The organism is Kibdelosporangium philippinense (assembly GCF_021390435.2).
GTDB lineage: Bacteria > Actinomycetota > Actinomycetes > Mycobacteriales > Pseudonocardiaceae > Kibdelosporangium > Kibdelosporangium philippinense.
The window spans coordinates 1897536-1916519 of the sequence record NZ_JAJVCN010000001.1 but is presented as its reverse complement, the minus strand read 5'-3'; the positions used below and the strand labels follow the sequence as shown (position 1 = coordinate 1916519).

Genomic DNA, 18984 nt, shown 5'->3' with positions numbered 1-18984 from the left:
TCTTCATACACCATCGAACGGCCGGCGGTCGGGTGCACAGGAACTGCCGTCGGCCGGAAGTTTCAGGTCGATCAGGTATTCGGCGCGGACCTTGTCGGTGCACGCGTTCACGATCGCGTGACCGTGACCCTCGACCACAAGCAGCCGAGCGTTGCCCATTTCCCGCTGCGCCTTGACTGCCATGCTCAATGGAGTCACCGGATCAAAGCGGTTGTTGATGAGCAAAGCCGGGACGTCCGACGTCAACCGCCAAGGCCCGGTGTATCGCTGCTTTACCTTGGCCCATGTGGCACACGGCTGCGTCATGTACAACCAATGCCGTCCGTAGTTCGGGATGCCCGCGTCGAACGCCTTCGCGAGCAGTGGCCAGAGTTCCGGTGTTTTCGGCACATCGATGTCGGCACACGAGATGGCGATGAACGAGGACAGGAAGTCGAACCGGAATCCCGCACCGCCAAGGATGGCACCGGCGATCTCCGGATCGCCGTCCGGGCCGCGTTCGATGGCGTCGAGGATCGCCGCCAACACTGGCCATCCCTGCGTGTCGTAGAGCATCTGTACCTGCGCGGGAACAAGGTCCTGGTACCGGACCTGCACGGCCGCCTCGCCGCGCCCGACCGTCATCGGGCCGTTCTTCAGCTTTGTGAGCAAAGAAGCGTTGCGGCCGTGGACATCCGGTCCCGCGAACGCGCAAGCGGGCTTTCCCGCCTGGGTGCAGAGCCTGGCGAACTCAGCCCACACGCCAGCTGTGCCCTGAGCTCTTTCCGACAATGCGCTGAGGGTCGATGTCGAGTAGCTCACCGGATCCATCATCGCGTTGAGCTGCAAGGCACGCACCCGGTCGCCGAAGAGCGCGCCGTAGACCTCGCCGATGTAGCTGGCGTACGACCCGCCCGTGTAGGTCAGTTTCGCGTCACCGACCGCGCGCCGCAACAGATCCAGATCCCTTGCGACGTCCACAGTGGTCAGATTGTTGACGAGGTCAGGGTTGTGCCGTGCGCATCCTTCAGTGAATGCCTTGGTTCCCTTCGTGGTCCGCTTCTCCTCGGCCTTCGTCGCCGGAGGCATCGGGACCGTGTCCCAGAAATGCGCTTGTTCCTCGGGAGAAGCGAAGCACTTCACTTGACGGCTGCGCACGACACCGCGCTGGTCGAACGTGACGACATCGAACCGCTTGCTGATTTCCGGCGACGCGAGGCCATCCTTTGCCGCGTCGATGCCCGACCCACCTGGACCGCCCACCGCCGTGAACAACGTGCCGATCCGGTCACCGGTGGCGCGTTGACGCAGCACGGCGACCCCCAGTTTGGCGCCGTGCGGCTTGGTGTAGTCGAGGGGAACGTCAGCGATCGCGCATTCGTACTGCCTGAGGCCTTCTTCGGTGCACGGCGCCCAGTCCAGTTTCGGCGTAGGCGCCGCATCCGCTTGCGCCACCAGGTTGTTCTCAGCGGGCACGACTGTGCCTGCGGCAAGGACGGCGATCGTCAGGAGCTGGAGCATCATGCGATCAAGGGTGGCGTGGGTGCTACCTTTCGCGCGTCCTACTTTCGACCGACTTACCAGGTGACTGGCAGGGAGTGGACGCCGAAGATGACCATGTCGTCGCGCAACGGCACTTCTTCCGGCGACACGGCCAGCGTCAGATCAGGGAAACGCCGGAACAACGCGGGAAACGCGACCCTCATCTCCACGCGCGCGAGTTGCTGCCCAAGGCACTGGTGCACGCCATGTCCAAAAGCGACATGGCCGTGCGTGTCCCTGTGTAGGTCCAAAGTGTCCGGATCGGCGAACTTCTCGGTGTCCCGGTTGGCTCCAGGCAAGGAGAGCATGACCGTCTCCCCTGCCTTGATCTGCACACCGTCAACCTCGACGTCCTCAAGGGCCGTACGCGCGGTCCCCGGAACCACCGGCAGGTAACGCAAAAGCTCCTCGACGGCGTTCTCCGTGTTCGCGGGGTCGGTCAGGGCTGGGATCTGTGCTTTGTCGAGCAGCAAGGCGAAGGTGCCGAGCGCCAACACGTTCGCTGTGGTGTCGAGGCCGCCACCGAGCAACAGCAAGGCGACGTTGGTGACTTCTTCGTCGGTCAGGTCGCTGTCCTGGATGAGGCCGCTGAGCAGATCGTCGGACGGCGACTTCCGCTTCTGTTTGACCAGCGCCGCGAGATAGGTCAACACGGACGTCAATGCCGCGGTGCGTTCGTCCTTGGACACGTCCGTCCTGGACATCGTCATCATTTCGGCCATGAACCGCTCGCGGTAGTCCAGTGGCGCGCCGAGCAGTTCGCAGATCACCTGGGCCGGGATGGGCGCGGAGAACGCCTTCACCAGGTCAGCCGGTGGGCCGAGTTCGGCCATCCGATCGAGGTAGTCGGCCGTGACCTGCTCGATGTGCTCGGTCAGCAGCCGCATTCGGCGCACGGTGAACTGCCCGGTGAGGTGCCTGCGGTAGCGGGTGTGGCCGGGCGGGTCCATCCCGATGAACATGCCTGGCGGTGCCGGTGGGGTGTCGGCGGCACTGGCGAAGAAGGTGCTGCGGAGTTCCTGGCGCGCGCTGAACCGCGGATCGGCGAGGATTTCGCGGATCATCGACCGTTTGCTGACCAGCCAGCCGAGGTCACCGTCCAGATAACGCAGGCGGGACACCGGGATCCGGGCCTCCTTGGCCGGACTGAACGGACCGTCACTGGTGAGTGGGTACGTGATGGGATCCATGCGGCCATGAAACTACATCGAGTGCAAGTTTGCAATGTGAGTAAGAATATTGTTGATGTAAGGTTCGCGCATGGATTCTCGGCGGGAGCGTAAGAAGCAGCAGACCAGACGGCTGATCTCGGAGGTCGCCCTGGAGCTGTTCATCTCGCAGGGGTACGAGCAGACAACCGTCGCTCAGATCGCCGCGGCCGCGGACGTGGCGACGAAGACCTTCTTCAACTACTTCCCGTCCAAAGAGGACGTCTTGCTCTCGGACAAAGGCCACTACGGCAGCGAGATCCCGGTCAAGGTGATCGCCGAGCGCCACAAGGACGAGAGCATCCCTGACCTGTTGGCCAGGGCATACGAAGCCTCGATCGGAACCTATCTGGCCGACGGGCCCGGGCTGGACGACCCGGACAAGGTGGGGGCGTACCGGGAGTTGGTCATGTCGGTGCCCGCACTGCAGGCCAAGGCGCTACAACGAGCGCACCAGGTCCAGCGTGAGGTAGCCACGGCACTGCTCGCGGCATATCCAGACAAACTGGATCCGGTCAGTGCCGCGGCCATCGTTGGCGCGGTGGCTGGGGCGGCTCAGGCCGCGTCACTGGAGGTTCTGGCACGTGGCGAGGGGGACGAGAAGATGTGGGAAGCGATGCGACGCGCGATCAACATCGCGTTGTACGGCCTGGAAAATGGCTAGTTGGCGCCGCTATCACACTAGCGAGTTGCCCCGCAGAACCGTCACCGCCGACACCGTTTTGTATCCCCGCCACTCCATCTCGGCCGCGGGCGAATAGCTGTGGAAGTCCACGGTCCAGCCGCCGTCGTCCTTCTGCTGGTCCGCCAGCAGCCGCAACTCCTCGGTGATCACCTCAGGCTTGTAGAGCCGCCGTGACGGGCAGTCCGGCAACGGCGAGAAGTCCAGCGGCCGCAGGGTCTCCCCTTCCTTGCCTCCGGCAACTGGGACAAGCCCGTCCGCCGGAATGAACTGCCCAAGCTTGTCCAGCAAACCCTGCGCCTCCGGATACCGCTCGTGGGCAGCGTCGAGCATGTGAACGGCGAAGCACATCTCGATAGCGAAGGGCTGATCGGTGATCGCATCGATCGTCCGGAAGCAGTACTCGACAGCCTTGCGGAGCCAAGAATGCTCAGCGACGGCCGGGTCGAACTCGGCTACCCGCAAGGCAACGGCCGTGACAAACGCAGTGCTCTGCAACGCGGCCTGCTTGGGATCAGCTTGCAACCAGAAGGGCGCACACCCAGCGGGATCAGCGACGGGCAGCGCGAACGGAACTCCGCCATCCGGCAAGGAAACCGACTCAAGCCAGTCGCACAACTCGGCAGCACGCGGAGTCCGCATCTTGGCCTCGGCGAAAACCTCGAAAGCATGCAAGGCACCACCCGGCTGGCTTTCCGGAGCACGAAGATCCGGCTCCAAACCCCAGCCATACCCACCATCGGGATTGCGGTACCCATCGACTGCCGCGAGCACAGCGCTTGCCTCCGCCGTGCCCATGAGCAGTTCGAACCGGCGACGATCCAGAACGCGGGCATGAGTGGCCATGAATGAAGTGGCCTTGGCGATATCTGCAGTCATGCTCCCACCATCACATGCCTGTCTTGAACGGATCGGACCACGGACCACCCGGCGCCAACGTACGTAACACGTGCACGATGTCGACGGGCTCGATCCGCTCGGTTGTCCTGAGCAACTCTGGCCACGTCCACCACCTGCTGCCGACGAGGGTTTCAACCTCGGTGTCGGTCAGCTCAGGCGTGGTGATGGCTTGATCGTCGGGAATGCGTGCGACGAAGAACTGCTCGACGTTGCGAAACCGTCGCCCCCGCCACGGCTGGTCTCGACGTACAGGAATGCTGTCCGGGCTGATGTGGACGTTGAGAAACCCCGTCTCCTCAAGGACTTCACGATGGGCGGCCGCGATATAGCTCTCCCCCGGCTCGACGCCACCGCCAGTGGGCTCCCACAGGTAGGCGCCGCTGACCGGATCCCGCCAATGCAGCAACAGCAAGCGGTCTTGCTGGTCGAGGCACAGGACACGGACGGCTTCGCGGTCACGGACCTCCGGCATTGTCCGGTCCATCAGGTCACGGGCAAGCCAGTCATCGAGGACTTCTTTGAGTTCCGATGCGGTCCTGAAAACGTGACCGCTCATGCCGAGACTTTGTGCGGCTTCGGTGTTCGCGGGCGTGTCATCAACCATCAGGCACCGCTCAGCGGGGATGCCCGCAAGCCTCGCGGCTGCCGCGAAGATGCGCTCGTCTGGTTTGGCGATACCGATGTCGGCCGATGCGACGACGTGATCGAAACGGTCGGTGCTGCCAAGCGCGACAAGGTCTCTGTGCAGACGGTCGGTCGCGTTGCTGACCAGACAGACCGTTGCGTGTGGACGGGCCGCGTCGACGATCGCCATGACCTCTTCGTCGATGTACCCGATGTCCCTGAAGTGGTCGATCGCCCTTGCTACATCCGCTGCCAGGTAACGCTTTTGGAGTTCGTCAGCGATCCGGGATTCCCACTCTTTCTGAGTGATTTCGCCCGTGATGGCAAGGTTCACCAGCTCGGGCCGAAAGGCAGTCGCCAGCAGGGCACCGTCAGGCAACCCGCTACCTAGGGCATGGTGGTGGCGCAGCACGCCGTCGAAGTCGATCAACAACGCTCGGGTGGTGGTCACGGTCCCCCTCAACCATTTCAGGCACGACAGACTCCATTCTAGGTTGAGAAATGAAGTGCCCACGTGAGGACCCCACGGCATCCCATGCCGAAATTGTGACTTGCCTTGAAATATGCCCATAAAGGCTCGCAGCCATCTCTACTTTGCGAAACCAGCCAGGCCAACCGGCCACACCCCTTTTCCCTTCAGCCCCCCAACAGGCACTTCTCCCCCACCACAGCAGCTTCCCCACCCCGCACCCCGAGACGACCGGTCATTTTCCCTCCTCAACCACCCAGATAGCATGAGGTGTAAAAAAGCCAGAAATGCAAGGGATTTCCTAAAGCAAATAGCTATGTGCGCCTTGTTCGTATTTTTCGCTAGCGTCGGGGCCAATCCCACGAAACGAAGGATTCCCCGTTGAGAATTCTTGTCACCGGCGCCACGGGCACGGTCGGCCGTCACGTCGTCGATCAACTCCTCACCGCTGGCGTCACTGTCCGCGCATTGACCAGAAACCCGGAAACCGCCGCACTTCCGCCCACAGTCGAAGTCGTCCGTGGCGACCTCGACTCCCCTACGTCCGAGATGTTCGAAGGCATCGACCGGATGTACCTACTGTCCCTCGGTGACCCGAAGGCCGCCATAGATCGAGCCAAAAACGCTGGAGTGCAACGAATAGTCACCTTGACCTCAGCCGTGGAAGACGAAGCGCACCAAGCAACCGAGCAAGCCGTAGAACACTCCGGGCTCGAGTGGACGCACATCCGGCCGGGAATGTTCGCGGCGAACCTGCTCGACTGGGCCGAGGGCATCAAGACCGAGGGCGTCGTCAAGGAGCCCTACGCCAACGCCCGGCAAACCCCGGTGCACGAGCAAGACATCGCCGCCGTCGCCGCCACCTCCCTCCTTTTCAATGGCCACAATGGACAGACATACGCCCTGACCGGCCCGGAATCCCTGACCAAGAAGGAACAAGCCGAGTCCATCGGCCACGCGGTCGGCCTCAAAGTCAGCTTCGACGAACTCACGCCCGACGAATGGCGGACGACATCCGGCATTCCTGACTTCGTCGCTGACTGGCTGCTGGACATCTGGCAACAAGCGACCGTAACCCCAGAACCCGTGCTACCAACCGTCGAGGACGTCCTCGGACGCCCGGCCAAGACCGTCTGCCAATGGGCCGCCGATCATGTGGGGGACTTTCGATGACCATTCTCATCACCGGCGGGACGGGCAACATCGGCCGTTGCGTGGCAAGGCTTCTGGCCGATCACAACCCACGCGTCATGACGCGCAGCCCACAACGCAAGAACGCCGTCTACGGCGACTTCGAACGTCCGGACACCTGGGCGGATGTCCTCAAAGGAATCACAAGCATCTACCTCTTTCCCTTCGCGGACGCCAAGTTCGTCAGCGCCGCACATGATGCCGGGGTCCGAAGGTTCGTCGTGCACTCCGCCGCGGCCGCTGGGTTCGGGGTGGAGGACGACGGTACGGCCCTCGCCGAGCACCTCAACGAAGAACGCGAATGGCACCGATCCGTGGAAGCAATGGTCGAATCCACCGGTGCCGAGTGGACCCACATCCGCCCCGGCCTCCTCGCGGCCAACGCCCTGGACTGGGCGGAGCAGATCCGCGCGACGGGCGTCGTACGCGAGCCCAACCCCGACACCGGCTACCCGTGGGTCCACGAGCTCGATGTCGCCACGCTTGCCGTAGACGCCCTACTCACCGATGACCACGTCAGTGCCGCGTACACGATCACTGGTCCGGCCAACGTGTCCCAGATCGACCAGGTCCGGGCCATCGGCGCTGCCATTGGCCGGGAGATCCGGTTCGAGGAGTGCGTCCCCTCTGACTATCCGCAGTGGCTGGTCGAGCTGAAGGCGGGCACGAACGTCTTACCGCCTAATGACACTTTCGAGCGACTCACCGGGCGCAAGCCGCGCACGTTCGCTCAGTGGGCCAGGGATCATGCTGCCGATTTCCGGTGATGGCGCGAACTCGTCACGGTCGGCCGCGATTCACCGACACCCGTATCGTGGAGCCATGATCGAGCTGCTTCGTTCCAATGATCCCGTTCTGATGTCGTTCGCCGCTTCCGTTCTCAAGGACGCGGGAATCAACCACAGCCTCACCGACAGTCACATGAGTGTGATCGACGGCTCCATCGGCGCGCTCCAGCAACGAATCCTCGTCGAGGACGACCAGCGGGACGAAGCCGAACGGCTGCTGACCGAAGCGGGGGTCACGCTCACGTCCTAGCCCGTGCCCAGCTTCGCAGGATCACGGGCGTCAGCACGAGCAAGAACAGGGCGAAGTAGTTCACTCCGGGCACGACCAGCGCGAGTACCAGTGCGACAGCGATCAGTGCCGTTGTGGTGACGCCGTTGGCCAGGTGCCACACGTCGAGCGGGTTCTCCGGGTCCTGGATGTCCGGGGAACGGTAGATCACGGCGGTCATCGCGGACAGGCAGATGCTGCTGGCCAGGACCGTGCCCATGTAGAAGGCCATGGTGAACGTGTCGCTGCCGTACTGGCTGACCAGTTCGGTCGGGAACGGCAGCAACACGGCCGTGAACAGCCAGGCCATGTTCCACAGCACCAGGCCGTTGGTGTAACGCGCCACGTGCGCGAGCATCCGGTGATGGGTCAGCCAGAGCCGGGCGATGACGACGAAACTCAGTGCGAAACTGCCGATCGTCTCCCAGTTGCCGGTGACGATCTCGACTGGATGGTCCACGCGCTCGTTGGCGAGGTCGACGAGCGGCAACAGCGTCAGTAAACAGCACCAGGCGATCAGGATCACGGGTCACGCGGAAACCTAATCGCACACGCTACCGCTTGGCATCTCGGACACCCAGGTCGTGACGGCCGTCGGACGGCTCAGGCAACCACGACATGGCCGACTGCTTGGTCTCGTAGATGTCGAGCACCTGGTCCAGCCCGGCGACTGTGAGCACGCGCTGGGCGAAGGATCCGCCGTGGGCGATCCGCAGGGCCTGTTTGCGGCGGTGTGCTTCTTCGTTGGCTTGCAGCAGAACGTGCAACGCGGCCGAGCCGAGGAACGTGACCTCGGCGAGGTTCACGAGCACGACGGGCGTCGGCATGTCCAGCGCGTGGGCCAAGGCCTCGGCGAAGTCGTCCTCGCTCGCCAGGTCGATCTCGCCGGCGATGTGCAGGACGACGACGTCGGAGTCTTCCTCGACGTGCCAGTTGAGCAGGCCGTTCTCCGACACCGGTGAGGTCCCTTCATAGGGGTGTTGCCTCGGTTGACCTCCACAGTAGTCCCTCACCGACGGGCCTGTCAGTCGTCCTGCCGCGTCACGTCCGGGCGGCGCCCACCCTCCGGTTTGTCGCATGTGGACAGACCATGGCCGCCGCCCGGCGGGCTCACTGCTGTCCGAGCAGGGTGAGCATCTGCTGGATCTGCCCGCTGCGGGACTTCACGATCCGGTCGGCCAGTTCCTTCACCGGCTGGCTCGCGCCTTGTTTGACCTCGCGCTGCGCCATTTCCACCGCGGCACCCTGGTGCCCGGTGAACAGGTTGAGGAATTTGCTTTCGAACTCGGAACCGGAAGCCTTGGCGAGATCCGCGATCACCTCGGGGTTGGTCGCGGGCAGTCCGCCATGGTTGACGTGCGCGTCCGCATGGGGGTCGGCCGTGGTTGGCTTGCCCCACTGCCGCAGCCACGCGGTCATGTTCTTGGCCTCGTCGGCCTGGGTCAGCTCGATCGCGGCAACCAGATCCTTGATCTCCTGCCGTGCCGCGTTCTTGGCGGCCAGCTGCACCATTTCCATCCCCTGCGCGTGATGCGGGATCATCATCTGCAGGAACATCACGTCGACATCGTTGAAATTGCCCGCTGGTGCCGACTTCGCCTCGGCGTCGACGGGCGCCTGCGTCGGCGGTACGGCCGGGGACCCGGAACCCGGCTGCGTTGAAGTACATGCGGCGACGGCCATCAGACTCGCCGCGGCGATCGCGAGGTAGAAGCGCTTCACTTCAGTTGGTTCTCCTGATCAGGGGACCGCGCCGGGCTCTGCAGCGCGGTCCGCCAATGGCTACCGGGTCAGAGCTTCTGCCAGAGTGCCGGCGTGGCAGGCGGTTCCCAGCCGGTCAGCGAGGTGTGACGCTGGATGATGCGGTAGCGCGCGCCCTTGAACGTTACCTCGGCACCCGCTGGGTAAGCGGTGTTCGGCTTCCACTCGGCGCCGCTGGCAGGCGGTGCCTGGGTGTTGGTCGGCGGCTTCGGGGTCGTCGGCTGCGTGGTCGGCGGCTTCGGCGTCGTGGGTTGGCTGGTCGGTGGCTTCGGCGTGGTCGGCTGGGTGGTCGGCGGAGCCGTTGCACCGCCGCCAATCTGAAGGTCGACGCACGAGTAGAAGGCCATCGGCGTATCGGCGATGTTCCACACCGCCAGCAACGTCTGCCTGCCGGACACACCGCCGAGGTTGACCGAGTGCTTGACCGTTGGTGCGGGCTGACGGCCCGCGCCGTCGATGTCGGCGATCTTGCGCCCGTTGAGGAAGTACTCGTAGTTCTTGGTGGCGTGGCGGGCGGTGAAGGTCCACGTGAAGTCGACCGTGCCGCTGACCGACGTGGCACGCCACGGCTTGCCGTTGTCGTCGAGTTCGGCGAACCGGCCGACGCCACCGCTGCAACTGGTCAGCCCCTTGGGGCCTTCCACGCTCTGCGGTTCGAACTTGATCTCATCGCAGGACACCGTGCCTGCCGCGCACTGGGCCTGGCGGCTGCCGGGCGAAGACATAACCATGCGCACTTGCCTGGCCGAATGGCAGCACAACGAGCAATGCGGGAGCGAGTCCAGCCGCCGCGGCGGCCACGGACAATTTGCGTTTGAGAGACATGGGAAAAAGAACTCCTCAGAGCAGCAAAAAACATTCTGGCGGCGGACAGCTCGCGCCGTGCTGCCCAAGTGGTCACGACCGGGAGGCCGCAACCACCAGACCAATCAAGATCAGCAATTGGTCTAGACCACATAACCGTTGCGGCACAAGTCAAGCGCTGACATCTGCCGTCCACTGTGGTCACCTCGCTTTCGGCAGTTCTTGCCTTATCGATGAGTACGAGCGGTCAACGACCTCGGTTCAGGTATGCGCGGATGGAATATCAAGATCAACCGCAAGAGCGCGACCAGGGCGTTCACATTGATGAAATGGTTTACACCAGTCAAGGCCCACTGTCCGCCAACGGGTTGCGACACTTAGTTCAAGACTCGACGTCGCCGGCCGGTGCACTCCCGGCCACATCCGACTCCGGAGTGGACGGCCGCCAATTCTGGGTAAATCTGTTATGGACTGTGCCGGAGAATGGGATTCATAGAGTCGTCGGATCATAATCACGACGACATGAGGAATTGTCCGAAATCGCGTCGCGCAAAGTATTGCTCCATCCGTCGGCTTTTCTTGTCCGGCGATGGGGCTACCCTGCGTGCAGGGCCCGCTACCGGAATGGTTTGTGTTTGAAAGGTGCCTCATGATCAGTACGTTGCTTGCCCTTGTTGCGGCGTTATCCGTCAATGCGCCAACGGTTACGGCCGCGGACGACGTCCCGGTCGGGCGGGTGACCGTGGATGTCGTGACCGCCAACGGCTCCGGCTGCCCGGCCGGAACGACCGAGGTCACGGTCGCCGACGACAATTCCGAGTTCACCATCGCGCACCGCAGTTATGTCGCCAGGGTCGGTGTTGGCGCGGACCCGACCGACTTCAGGAAGAATTGCCAGCTCAGCTTGGATGTCCGGGTGCCGAGCGGATTCACGTTCGGCATCGTGCGCGCGGACTACACCGGCCGGATCAGCCTCGCCGCGGGCGCCCAGGCGTGGCAGGGCGCGAACTACTACTTCCAAGGCGACTCGGACACCGACCGGCGCGTGCACGCGTTCAACGGCCCACTGCGTGATGATTGGGCCACAACCGACACGACCAATCCTGGACAGGTCGTGTACGCGCCATGCGACGCGCACCGCCTTCTCAACATCAACACCGCGCTGCGCGTGAGCGCGGGAACGTCAAACCCGCAGGTCACATCGAGCTGGATCTCGATGGATTCCCCCGACCGCAATCCCAACAGCCGCTACCGGTTCATCTGGAAGCGCTGCTGAGCGGACACCCACAAGGGCCGCCGTCCGCCCTCGCACGGCGGCCCTGCTCCATCGGTCCATCAGTATGATGATTGGGCCATAACGGCTTGGGTATTCCAGTGAGACAGTTCTGTTGTCAGACACTGGGAGTAGCCATGTCACAGACAGCCAGACCGCAGCCGGTCACCGGCGCCCGCGTGTGCTCCATCATTTCGTTCGTCCTGTCCGCCATCGCGATTCTGTTCCTGCCCATCGTGTTCGGCCTCGCGGCGATCGTGCTCACCGTCGTCGGCTTCGCGATGGGTGACAAAGTCCTTGGCAAATGGGCGATTCCGGTTGCCGTCGTGGCCACCGCGCTCGGCTTCTTCCTCGGCTATCTGGCGATGAGCTGAGGGATCTCAAGCCTGACCCCTTCCACCTTTTCCAGTGGGAGGGGTTTTTCACGTGAGGGAAGACCATCAGTCTTAAGGGCAGCTTGTCATATCACGGGTTTCCGTGCCGGGACTACGCTTGATCTTCACTGGCCCCGCCGCCTGACCGCCCGGCCAGCTTCACCCTGCACGCCTTGTGAAAGGTCTCCCGATGCGAAGAAGCCGACCTGTGGCGCTGGTCGGAGCGATTCTCGTCGTCTTCCCCCTGTCCGCCACAGTAGCACCTGCTCAAGAACAATGTTCGACCACCACCATCCGCACCCTGGATGGCAGCTGCAACAACCTGGCCAACCCGAACTGGGGCCGTACCAACACGCCATACATCAGGGTCGCACCCGCGAACTACGCGGACGGGATCGGGCGACCGGTCGGCGGGCCGGAACCACGGGCCGTCAGCAACCGGGTGTTCAGTGACGTATCCCAGAATCTGTTCTCCGAAAGCCGGGTCACCCAATGGGGATTCGCATGGGGACAGTTCATGGACCATACTTTCGGGCTGCGTCAGGAAGCGGGCGGCGAGAACGCGCCGATCCGTTTCAACAGCAACGATCCGCTCGAACAATTCGTCAACGATCTGGGATCCATTGGTTTCCTGCGCACGCCAGCGGCTCCTGGCACCGGAACGGGCAATGTGGTCCGTGAGCAGATCAACACGGTGTCCAGCTACATCGACGGGTTCTCTGTCTATAGTGGAACACCGCAACGACTGGAATGGCTGCGTGAAGGTCCGGTCGACGGCAACATGGCCAACAACAGTGCCAGACTGCTGCTGGAAAACGGTCTGCTGCCACGCCGTTCCGCACGCGGCAACGTCAACACCGCGCCGCCGATGGACGCGGCCGGGCACCTCCGGGCCAACCCTGGGCGCGCGATGGTCGCCGGTGACGTGCGAGCGAACGAGAACTGGGGCCTTACCGCGACACACACCCTGTTCGCGTTGGAGCACAACCGGATCGTCAACCGGCTGCCGAACACACTGTCTCAACAGGACAAGTTCGAGATCGCCCGGCGGGTGATCGGCGCCGAGCAGCAGTACATCACGTACAACGAGTTCCTGCCCGCAATGGGTGTTCGGTTGTCGCAATACAGCGGCTACAACCGGAACGTGAACTCATCACTGTCCAATGAGTTCGCGGTAGTCGGTTACCGCGCGCACAGCATGATCCACGGGGAGCTCGAGCCGAGCGCGCCAGCGGATCAGTACACCGAGGCGCAGCTCGCCGAGTTCGAGGCGGCCGGTATCGAGGTCGAGCACGAAGGCGACGAGGTAGCACTGGTCGTTCCGCTGAACACCGCGTTCTTCAACCCGGACCTGCTTGCCAAGGTCGGGATCGGACCGGTGCTCAAGGGCCTCGGCGGCGAGTCGCAGTACAAGAACGACGAGCAGATCGACAACCAGCTGCGCAGTGTGCTGTTCCAGATCCCGGTACCCGGCAACCCGGAATGCCTTGACGGACCGGAATTGCCGAAGTGCTTCCGTGGCGTGAGCGACCTCGGCGCGATCGACATCGCCCGCGGCCGTGACCACGGGCTGCCGCTCTACAACGATCTCCGGCGGGCGTACGGCCTCGCGCCGAAGACCAGCTTCACCGCGATCACGGGCGAATCGACCAGCCAGTTCCCGCGTGACCCCGAGATCGACCCGGCCAATCCGAGCAACGACCCGGACATCATGGACTTCACCCGGCTGTCGGACATCCGTGGCCGCGACATCCTGCTGGGCAGCCCAGCGGCCGACAGCCACGGTGTGACCGGTGTCCGGCGCAGCACCCTGGCCGCACGGTTGAGCGCGACACACGGCGGCAACGTGAACAATCTCGACGCGTTCACCGGCATGATCGCCGAACGGCACGTGCCCGGATCCGAGTTCGGTGAACTGCAGAACGCCATCTGGCGCAAGCAGTTCGAGAACCTGCGGGATGGTGACCGGTTCTTCTACCTCAACGACCCGGCGCTCGCCGAGATCGAACGCCGGTACGGCATCACCTACCGGCAGACGCTCGGCCAGATCATCCGCGCCAACACCGGAGTGGAGACGCAGGACAGAGTGTTCGTGACCGATCCGACACCGGATTGGGCCGTGGGTATCGCGTACGCCATCGGCGACACGGTCACTGTGGACGATGTGACCTACCGCTGCCGCCAGGCACACAGGTCCCAAGAGGACTGGGCACCGCCTACCACACTCGCGCTGTGGCAGCCTATTTAGTGTCGTGTGGCCGCGCTCCCTGTCGCCTTGCTGGGAGATCAAATCGTTCCTGGTGGTGACGCCGGGACGTCGGAATACTGGTTGTCGTTCGGCGTTCCGGCCGGTGCCGCCAGGGACGATTTGAGCCCCAGCAAAGCCAAGGGAGCGGGGTCACGCGGCACTTAGCCTACGAGTCCTCTCCTGAATGCGTACGTGACCGCTTGGGCGCGGTCACGTACGCCTGTCTTGGCGAAGAGATTGTTGATGTGGGACTTCACGGTCGCCTCGACATCGTCCATTTTGGGCATTCCGAGGTCCATGAGGACGACGTCCGGCCGTTCGGTTGCCACGAGCCGGAGCGCTTCCTCCCCGCCAGCCGCGGCACCGAGGACCTCGATGTCCGGCAACAGTCGCAGCAGCAGGACAAGGCCTTCCCGGACGACGGTCTGGTCGTCAACCACGATCACCCGGGTCACGCGGGCACCCGCAACCGGACCCGGAAGCCCTCATCCACCGGTCCCGCGTCGAGTGTTCCGCCGATCAGCTCGGCTCGTTCCCGCATTCCCACCAACCCGTAACCGTTCCCTGTGGACTCGCCTGAGGTTCCGCCCGTGTCACGGACTTCCAGTTCACACCAGTCTTGCGCGCAACGCAGGTCCATCATGACCTGCGCGTCGGGGGCGTGTTTGTGCGCGTTGGTCAATGCTTCTTGTGCGGTACGAACCACGGCAAGCCAGGCTTCTGGCGCCAACTGCCCCGGCGTCGCCGGATACCGAGACCTCGCAGGTTCGGCCGGTGGTCGACCGGAACTGCTTTGCCAGGTCCTGCAACTGGTCCACGAGCGCGTACCGGTCGCGGCAATCCTGTTGGCTGGCCACGACTATCCAGTGTGGACTTCGGACGTGCCGTTGGTGCTTCTTGGTTCCGTTGCGAGCACTTCGCTCTGGTGCTTGTTCGGTGCGGCTGTGGGCGCGTTGGTACGCAACATGGTTGCCGCGATCATCGTCGCGTTCGTGTGGGTGATGTACGTCGAGTGGGCACTGGTGTCGTTTGTTCCTGATGTTGGCCGCTGGACCCCGACCGGTGTCGCGAAGGCCGCCAGCGGCTGGACGCGAGATGCTCTTTCGTCAGGCCCGTTCCCGGCTGGTGACCTGTTGCCCGTGTGGGCAGGCGCCTTGGTCATGATCGCCTACGCCGTCATCGCGGCTGTGGCGGCCAGGCTGATCAGCGTGCGCCGGGACGTGACATGGAAGAAGGCGGGGGCCAGCAGGCCCCCGCCTCATGTCGGCGCGAGGAAAGTGGGAGGACTATGACCATTCGAAGTGAGAAGGAAGTCCTTCCATGGCCTCGCTTTGTTCAGTTTACCTCACGCGGGGATCAGCTGGTTGAGCCGATCCCTTGTGAACACCTCAGAGCCGTCCGGCAGGCCTTCCGGGCGGTCGAGTCCGACGAACACGACCGGCTCGGTCAGCCGCAGACCCGGCTCCCACACGGTCACCGATCCCGCCTTCGCCTTCAGCATGTCGACCAGGTACGACATCGTCAGGTAGTCGCGGTGGAACAGGCTGCGCGCGAGCAGGCTCGCGCTGGACTGGTTGCCCTCGACCATGTTGAAGTTCACGCCTCCGGTCAGGTAGAGGTGCATCCAGTTCGCGGTCCACGTGCCGTTCTCACCGCGGGCGAACATGATCGGCAACGCGACTCGGCCCGAGCCCCGCATGTCCGAACGTGTCCGTACGGTCCGCGCTTCGAACGGCGCGCCCTTCTGCGCGCGCTCACGGGTCATCCAGCCGAACATCGACTCTCCGACCTCGTCGAACCCCTCCCCCGCGTAGATGTTCACCTGTGGCACGACGTACGCGAAGTCCACAGAGTCCAGTGGAATGTCGATGAACTCCGTGGCGCCGTTCTTCGACTCGGTGATGTCACCGGAGTAGACTGCGCCGTCGTTACGGTAGTTCGTCCACGACACGTGCCCCGCGTACTGGAAGTTCTCGTCCAGGAACAGGGCCGACAAGTCGTAGTCGGTCCGGCGCTCCTGTTCTTTCCAGTACGTGAAGAATCGCAACACCTCGCCGTCGACCGGAGTCCGGGTACCGCGCGGCAGCACGGCGAAACCGTCCTCTGTGGCCTTACCAGTCAGCGGCAACGCCACGTCAAGCACCGCCGGGTCCACCACAAGCCGCTCGTACGCAGGCATGCGGTTGAGCAACTCGATGTCCAGCGCTGTGGTCGCACGGTCGATCACGTTACGCGACAACGGCTTCCGGTTGTCCTTGGTCACCCACGCCCGACGCGCACGAGTCGTGAACACGCGCGCAGCGTCCGGCTTGTTACGGTTGACCAAGTGCTCACGCAGCGAGCACAGCACGCGTCCAGAGGTCGACTCGAACGCCTTCGTGGCCGCGTCAACCACGGCCTCGATCTCGTTCGGCTCGGCCTCACGCAGCAACCGGTCCAGCGACCGCACCAGCAGACCCGGCGCGTTGGCCAGGACGGACACGGCCTTCGTCACGCCGTCGGTCGCGAACGCCAGCTCAGCGCGACCCGCGAGCGTACGAACCTTCCGCTCGCCACGGGCAACCGCGAACACGTCCTGCGCGTGAGGGAACTGCGGGTACTCGTGCGGGTGCAGGTACTCGCCGAGCCGCTTCCACGGCCCCGCGTACATGGTCACGTCACCGAGCTTGCCGCTGTTGCCAGCGATGACCGCGTCCAACGCCGCAAGCAACACGCGACGCTCACGCCGTTTAAAACTGCGGAACTTGGTGCGCTCCTGCAGCGTCACGTCGCCGCCGCTCGTCTGGCACGCCACGCGCAACACGTCGGTGACCGTGTCCACGAACACCAACGGCTGACCGTCTTCCATCCGTGCCGCGTTGACGACCGCCCGGTTCTCCCTGACCGGAATGGCGTCCAGCTGTACGGTGGCTGCCGTCGTCAGGCTCTTGAGCGCTACGAGGTCCGCCTCGCCGAGCGGGGTCACGCTGCCCGTGAGGTCTACGAACAGACGGTCGAGCTCTTCCTGGAGCATGTCACCCAGGTGCAGGACAGTCACGCGGTCCTTTACCGATGGGATCAGCTCGTCGTGCGCGGCGAGAAGCTCCTCGTACGTGTGCTGGTAGCGGCCGTAGCGTGGCAGCTTGAGCAGGTCGATCCAGCCCATGGTCAGCAGGTCCCGGTCGCTCCGGAACCACTTGCGTGCCGGTGTGAGCGCCTCGCGCAGGCACTTCACCCAGAACTCGACGGTGTCCGGGACACCGTCCGGGAACTTGATGAAGTACGAGTTGTGCGGCACGTTGTCGCCGACGAGTTCACGCACCGCGCCGATCACGTCGACCGCGAGGTCCATCGCCGCGCCGGGCTCCAGCTGCGAGACGTGCGCAAGCAAATCGCCACTCGCCTTGAAGACGACCCCGGCCAGCGCGGCGTCCATCTGCCGCGCGACACGTGCGCCGTCTCCCGGCGCACCCGCACTTCGCGGCACCCGCAAGGTCTTGCGGATCACGACCTTGGTGTCGGTCATCGTGATTCCCCTGGTAGTAATGGAACTTCTGCGGAGGGCGCGCGGATCGAACGCGCGCCGGATGTTAAGCCGGACCTCTCATTAGCAATGAGGTGCCTTGCCGCTCGGCCAGCCCTCCACTGTGGAACGTACCCCTGGCAGGACTTGAACCTGCATGCCCGGTGCGGGCGCGCGAGTTTGAGTCGCGTGCGTCTGCCACTTCCGCCACAGGGGCCTTCTTTTTGGTGAAACGCTGCCCGTCAAGGGTTCGAACCTCGGTCTCCGGAGTCAGAGTCCGGCGTCCATGCCAGCTGGACCAACGGGCAATAAAACAATGGAAATAGAACGGCCGGCGGGAATTGAACCCGCGTCTCCAGGGTGGAAGCCTGGCGCGTTAGCCGATTACGCAACGACCGCATGTTCCGCACAAGCAAAAGCCGCCCTTATCGGCTGACCGATGGGCGGCTCTCGCAACATGACAAAGATTATGTCACTGCGGAGAGCCACGCACGACTGTGCAGTTGCCAACCTCGCAAGCAGGGCGAAAGCAACTGGGCGGAGTATCCCCGCTGTCGCATGTTCGCCATGATTTCTCCTTGCTCGGTGTGTAGCTGAATCATGCCGGGCGCCCCGACAGCGGTCAAGCCATATTTACCGTGACAAGCCAACCCGGATGATCAGTGGTTCCGGCCATGTCTATCTTCGTACCGCTGACGAATGCCAGATCGGCACTCGCGAAGATATGTTGCAGGCTGCCGTCACCCTTGCGGTAGAAGCCGCTCGGATTGCAGTCCTGAACGTTCGGCGAGCCCTGGTACCGCATGTTCATGTCCCCGGCGATCACCGTAGGCCGCGGGTAGGTGACGGCCTTGGCCATCAACTCCTTGCACTGCGCCATCGCCGTCGACCCGCTCCGCGCGGAGAGGTGCGTGGTGCAGGCGCTGATCCGCCCAGCGGGAAGACATGCCCAGACCCGCCGCTCCGTGCTGGTGTCCTGCGCGTCGTACCTGCCTGTCGCTGTGGTTGAACCCGCGAGAGATTCCGAGACCATCACGATGTTGCCGTATTGCTGCCCGTTCGTGCACAGCACAGGCGAACCATCAGGACGTTGCGCTGCAACGAATGCCGCCCTGGCCGAACCCATCGCTTGGCGGAGCGGTTCGACGTCGCCAGAACAGGATTCGTTGACCGACAAGACCTGCGGCTTGGTCGACGTGATCACCGAGACCGCTTTGGACAGTGCTCGGCCGGTGTAACAGCCAGCCACACCGCTGTTGCAGATGTTCAGCTGAAGGACTTTGACCTGTGTCGCCGCTGTCGCCACCGGTGCCATTCCCACCAACGCGAGCACGACCGCCAAAACCACTCGAACCTTCATGGTCACCTCCC

19 protein-coding genes, 4 tRNA genes and 1 pseudogene are annotated in these 18984 nt (G+C 63.7%); 8 read left to right on the top strand and 16 right to left on the bottom strand.

Annotated features, from left to right (window positions below):
• Positions 1-3 precede the first annotated feature (3 nt).
• The gene (locus tag LWC34_RS08900) at positions 4-1503 is read right to left on the bottom strand and encodes an alpha/beta hydrolase (RefSeq protein WP_233724521.1); all 1500 of its coding nucleotides are present in this window, start codon (positions 1501-1503) and stop codon (positions 4-6) included.
• Positions 1504-1556: 53 nt separating this feature from the next.
• Entirely contained in the window at positions 1557-2711 is a 1155-nt protein-coding gene (locus LWC34_RS08895) for a cytochrome P450 (protein WP_233724520.1), read from the bottom strand.
• A 70-nt stretch (positions 2712-2781) separates the two neighbouring features.
• Here LWC34_RS08895 and LWC34_RS08890 point away from each other — a divergent pair, with 70 nt between their 5' ends.
• Entirely contained in the window at positions 2782-3393 is a 612-nt protein-coding gene (locus LWC34_RS08890) for a TetR family transcriptional regulator (protein WP_233724519.1), read from the top strand.
• A gap of 12 nt (positions 3394-3405) precedes the next feature.
• On the opposite strand, the gene LWC34_RS08885 is transcribed toward LWC34_RS08890, so the two are convergent.
• Together LWC34_RS08885 and LWC34_RS08880 are read right to left on the bottom strand one after the other, a co-directional pair.
• Positions 3406-4290 (bottom strand): hypothetical protein, encoded by an 885-nt coding sequence (locus tag LWC34_RS08885; RefSeq protein WP_233724518.1) that lies wholly within the window; start codon positions 4288-4290, stop codon positions 3406-3408.
• Between the two features lie 10 nt (positions 4291-4300).
• On the bottom strand, positions 4301-5386 hold the full coding sequence (locus LWC34_RS08880) for an HAD-IA family hydrolase (protein WP_233724517.1): 1086 nt from the start codon (positions 5384-5386) through the stop codon (positions 4301-4303).
• Between the two features lie 399 nt (positions 5387-5785).
• On the opposite strand from LWC34_RS08880, the gene LWC34_RS08875 reads away from it, so the two are divergent.
• From LWC34_RS08875 to LWC34_RS08865, 3 genes are read left to right on the top strand one after another with little or no spacing between them, the layout of a single operon-like run.
• On the top strand, positions 5786-6577 hold the full coding sequence (locus LWC34_RS08875) for an NAD(P)H-binding protein (protein WP_233724516.1): 792 nt from the start codon (positions 5786-5788) through the stop codon (positions 6575-6577).
• Positions 6574-7362: an SDR family oxidoreductase gene (locus LWC34_RS08870; protein WP_233724515.1), complete on the top strand. Its 789-nt coding sequence runs from the start codon at positions 6574-6576 to the stop codon at positions 7360-7362. Before LWC34_RS08875 ends, LWC34_RS08870 begins: the two co-directional genes overlap by 4 nt.
• A gap of 55 nt (positions 7363-7417) precedes the next feature.
• Positions 7418-7633 (top strand): putative signal transducing protein, encoded by a 216-nt coding sequence (locus tag LWC34_RS08865; protein ID WP_233724514.1) that lies wholly within the window; start codon positions 7418-7420, stop codon positions 7631-7633.
• On the opposite strand, the gene LWC34_RS08860 is transcribed toward LWC34_RS08865, so the two are convergent.
• From LWC34_RS08860 to LWC34_RS08845, 4 genes and pseudogenes are all read right to left on the bottom strand, one after another.
• Positions 7623-8177, bottom strand: a complete 555-nt coding sequence (locus LWC34_RS08860; protein WP_233724513.1) for a TMEM175 family protein — start codon at positions 8175-8177, stop codon at positions 7623-7625. The two genes, LWC34_RS08865 and LWC34_RS08860, sit on opposite strands and share 11 nt — an antisense overlap.
• A gap of 28 nt (positions 8178-8205) precedes the next feature.
• The gene (locus LWC34_RS08855; RefSeq protein ID WP_233724512.1) at positions 8206-8607 is read right to left on the bottom strand and encodes an STAS domain-containing protein; all 402 of its coding nucleotides are present in this window, start codon (positions 8605-8607) and stop codon (positions 8206-8208) included.
• Positions 8608-8761: 154 nt separating this feature from the next.
• Positions 8762-9373 carry a DUF305 domain-containing protein gene (locus LWC34_RS08850; protein ID WP_233724511.1) on the bottom strand — a complete coding sequence of 204 codons (612 nt, stop codon included), beginning with the start codon at positions 9371-9373 and terminating at the stop codon, positions 8762-8764.
• 68 nt (positions 9374-9441) lie between these two features.
• Positions 9442-10237, bottom strand: a pseudogene (locus LWC34_RS08845) (lytic polysaccharide monooxygenase).
• Between the two features lie 628 nt (positions 10238-10865).
• Here LWC34_RS08845 and LWC34_RS08840 point away from each other — a divergent pair.
• The 3 genes from LWC34_RS08840 to LWC34_RS08830 all read left to right on the top strand — a co-directional run bounded on the left by LWC34_RS08840 (position 10866) and on the right by LWC34_RS08830 (position 14111).
• Entirely contained in the window at positions 10866-11492 is a 627-nt protein-coding gene (locus tag LWC34_RS08840) for a DUF4360 domain-containing protein (protein ID WP_233724510.1), read from the top strand.
• Positions 11493-11626: 134 nt separating this feature from the next.
• Entirely contained in the window at positions 11627-11863 is a 237-nt protein-coding gene (locus LWC34_RS08835; RefSeq protein ID WP_233724509.1) for a hypothetical protein, read from the top strand.
• Between the two features lie 190 nt (positions 11864-12053).
• The gene (locus LWC34_RS08830) at positions 12054-14111 is read left to right on the top strand and encodes a peroxidase family protein (protein WP_233724508.1); all 2058 of its coding nucleotides are present in this window, start codon (positions 12054-12056) and stop codon (positions 14109-14111) included.
• Positions 14112-14272: 161 nt separating this feature from the next.
• Here the strand turns inward: LWC34_RS08830 and LWC34_RS08825 are convergent, their stop codons facing one another.
• A complete protein-coding gene (locus LWC34_RS08825) occupies positions 14273-14566 on the bottom strand; it encodes a response regulator transcription factor (protein WP_233724507.1) in 294 nt (97 codons plus the stop codon).
• A complete protein-coding gene (locus tag LWC34_RS08820) occupies positions 14563-14841 on the bottom strand; it encodes an ATP-binding protein (protein ID WP_233724506.1) in 279 nt (92 codons plus the stop codon). The genes LWC34_RS08825 and LWC34_RS08820 overlap by 4 nt, the downstream gene beginning before the upstream one ends.
• Positions 14842-14992: 151 nt before the next feature.
• On the opposite strand from LWC34_RS08820, the gene LWC34_RS08815 reads away from it, so the two are divergent.
• Positions 14993-15403: a hypothetical protein gene (locus tag LWC34_RS08815; RefSeq protein WP_233724505.1), complete on the top strand. Its 411-nt coding sequence runs from the start codon at positions 14993-14995 to the stop codon at positions 15401-15403.
• A 53-nt stretch (positions 15404-15456) separates the two neighbouring features.
• Here the strand turns inward: LWC34_RS08815 and LWC34_RS08810 are convergent, their stop codons facing one another.
• The 6 genes from LWC34_RS08810 to LWC34_RS08785 all read right to left on the bottom strand — a co-directional run bounded on the left by LWC34_RS08810 (position 15457) and on the right by LWC34_RS08785 (position 18973).
• On the bottom strand, positions 15457-17616 hold the full coding sequence (locus LWC34_RS08810) for a TerD family protein (RefSeq protein ID WP_233724504.1): 2160 nt from the start codon (positions 17614-17616) through the stop codon (positions 15457-15459).
• A 31-nt stretch (positions 17617-17647) separates the two neighbouring features.
• A tRNA-Ser gene (locus tag LWC34_RS08805) sits at positions 17648-17734 on the bottom strand.
• An 11-nt stretch (positions 17735-17745) separates the two neighbouring features.
• Positions 17746-17830: transfer RNA gene (locus LWC34_RS08800), tRNA-Leu, on the bottom strand.
• Between the two features lie 18 nt (positions 17831-17848).
• Positions 17849-17921, bottom strand: a tRNA-Gln gene (locus LWC34_RS08795).
• Positions 17922-17939: 18 nt separating this feature from the next.
• Positions 17940-18012, bottom strand: a tRNA-Gly gene (locus tag LWC34_RS08790).
• Between the two features lie 223 nt (positions 18013-18235).
• Entirely contained in the window at positions 18236-18973 is a 738-nt protein-coding gene (locus LWC34_RS08785) for an endonuclease/exonuclease/phosphatase family protein (protein WP_233724503.1), read from the bottom strand.
• Positions 18974-18984 lie beyond the last annotated feature (11 nt).